Origin of the sequence: Mesorhizobium sp. M7A.F.Ca.US.002.01.1.1 (assembly GCF_004022955.1) — a bacterium.
Classification (GTDB): Bacteria; Pseudomonadota; Alphaproteobacteria; order Rhizobiales; family Rhizobiaceae; genus Mesorhizobium; species Mesorhizobium ciceri.
Window position 1 is genome coordinate 1 of sequence record NZ_RZQE01000759.1, and the last position, 1,896, is coordinate 1,896.

The window sequence follows — 1,896 nt, forward strand, 5'->3', positions numbered from 1 at the left end:
CCTGGAAGGCCATGGTCAGCCTGGGCAGCATCTCGACGCCGGCCTCGGTGAGGACGGCGCGCCGGTTGACGCGATGGAACAGCTTGCGGTCCATCTGCTCCTCGACGGTGCGGATGAGCTGGCTGACGGCGGCGGCGGATACAGAAAGCTCTTCCGCCGCCCCCGCAAAGCTGCCTGTACGGGCCGCAGCCTCGAAAGCCTGAAGTCCTTTGAGAGAGGGAAGTACGGCCATGATCACCGAATAGATAAGTTCAGCTTATCTAAATCGCAGAAATCGTCATTTTTGGAAAGGTTTTTCATGCGCTACAGTGGATTCTATCAAATCCCAGCCTGGATCGAAGCCCGTGGATCATCGAGACGTAATTTCATCGTTGACGCAGGAGGAGCGCAACCGGCTGACCGCCAAGTCTGATGCCGCGGGCCTCGTTCAGCTTGCCGCTCATTGGGGTGCGATCGTGATCCTCGGATCGCTGATCGCCGCCAAAGTGCCGTTCTGGCCGCTGCTGATGCTGCCGCAAGGTCTCCTCATCGTGTTCCTGTTCACGCTGCTGCACGAGACGGTTCATCGCACGGCCTTTGAGGCGCAGCGGCTGAACGATGTCGTGGCGCGGGTGTGCAGCCTGGCGATCGTGCTGCCGGCGGACTGGTTCCGCTACTTCCACTTTGCCCACCATCGATACACGCAAGATCCCGACAATGACCCGGAACTGGCGTTCCCCAAGCCGGAGACATGGCGGCAATACCTCGTCCACATATCCGGCATCCCGTTATGGTGGGGCCACATCAAGACGCTTTATGCCAACGCCGCGGATCGTGGTCGCGAAAGCTACGTTCCGCCAAAGGGCTATGACAAGGTGCGCATCGAGGCACGCGCCATGATTGCCTTTTATGCCGTGCTCCTTCTGCTGGCCGTCTATTTCCGGCTCTCGGTGCTTGTCTATGTCTGGATTTTGCCCGCTCTGTTGGGGCAGCCCTTTCTGCGCCTCTATCTCTTGGCCGAGCACGGTCGTTGTCCGTTCGTCGCCAACATGCTGGAGAACACCAGGACCACATTGACCAACTGGCTGGTCCGCAAGCTGGCGTGGAACATGCCGTTCCATGCCGAGCATCATGCCTATCCCGGCGTGCCGTTTCATCAACTGCCGCGGTTTCATGCGCTGATCGAGCGGCATCTCAAGGTGGTCGAGCCCGGGTATGTCAGCTTCCACGAAAAGTACATCGAGACGCTGCATTGACGATGGCCGGCCTAGCCGGTCTGGCTGTGCGGCGCTCGGGATCTCAACAGGCGCTGGATCTCGGCCGCCTTTGACGGCGCGCCGATCAGAAAGCCCTGCGCCTCGGTGCAGCCATTGCTGCGCAGGATGTCGAGTTGCACCTCGGTCTCGACCCCCTCGGCGGTGACAGTGATGCCAAGCTCGGCACCCAGCCCGATGACGGTGCGAACGATCGCCGCGGTGTCGCGATTGCCGAGGTCGTGGATGAACGAACGGTCGATCTTGATCTTGTCGACAGGAAAACGCCTGAGGTAGCCGAGCGACGAATAGCCGGTGCCGAAATCGTCCAGCGCGATGCGGATGCCGAGTTCGCGCAACTGCCGCAGCGTCCTTAGCACCACCTCGCTTTCGTCCATCAGCACGGTTTCGGTGATCTCCAGTTCCAACCGACCGGCTGGCACGCCGGAGAAAGCCAGCGCCGAGATGACGCTGCGGGCGAAGCTGCCGCTTTTAAGTTGCACGGCCGAGACATTGACCGCCACGCGCAGGCCGGCGGGCCAGCGTGCCGCCGCCGTGCAGGCTTTCCTCAGCGCCCATTCTCCAAGCGGCACGATCAATCCGGTTTCTTCGGCGACCGGAATGAAGCTGTCCGGCGCCACCATGCCACGTTCTGGGGAATGCC

At 61.3% G+C, this 1,896-nt stretch carries 3 protein-coding genes; 1 reads left to right on the forward strand and 2 read right to left on the reverse strand.

The window, feature by feature from the left end; genetic code table 11:
- Positions 1-232 (reverse strand): LysR family transcriptional regulator (locus EN932_RS35110; RefSeq protein WP_128369475.1); only part of this gene is annotated, 232 nt, incomplete at its 3' end.
- A 112-nt stretch (positions 233-344) separates the two neighbouring features.
- Here EN932_RS35110 and EN932_RS35115 point away from each other — a divergent pair.
- Positions 345-1,235, forward strand: a complete 891-nt coding sequence (locus tag EN932_RS35115; protein ID WP_127368966.1) for a fatty acid desaturase family protein — start codon at positions 345-347, stop codon at positions 1,233-1,235.
- An 11-nt stretch (positions 1,236-1,246) separates the two neighbouring features.
- Here EN932_RS35115 and EN932_RS35120 read toward each other — a convergent pair.
- Positions 1,247-1,896 (reverse strand): EAL domain-containing protein (locus EN932_RS35120; RefSeq protein WP_164890811.1); only part of this gene is annotated, 650 nt, incomplete at its 5' end.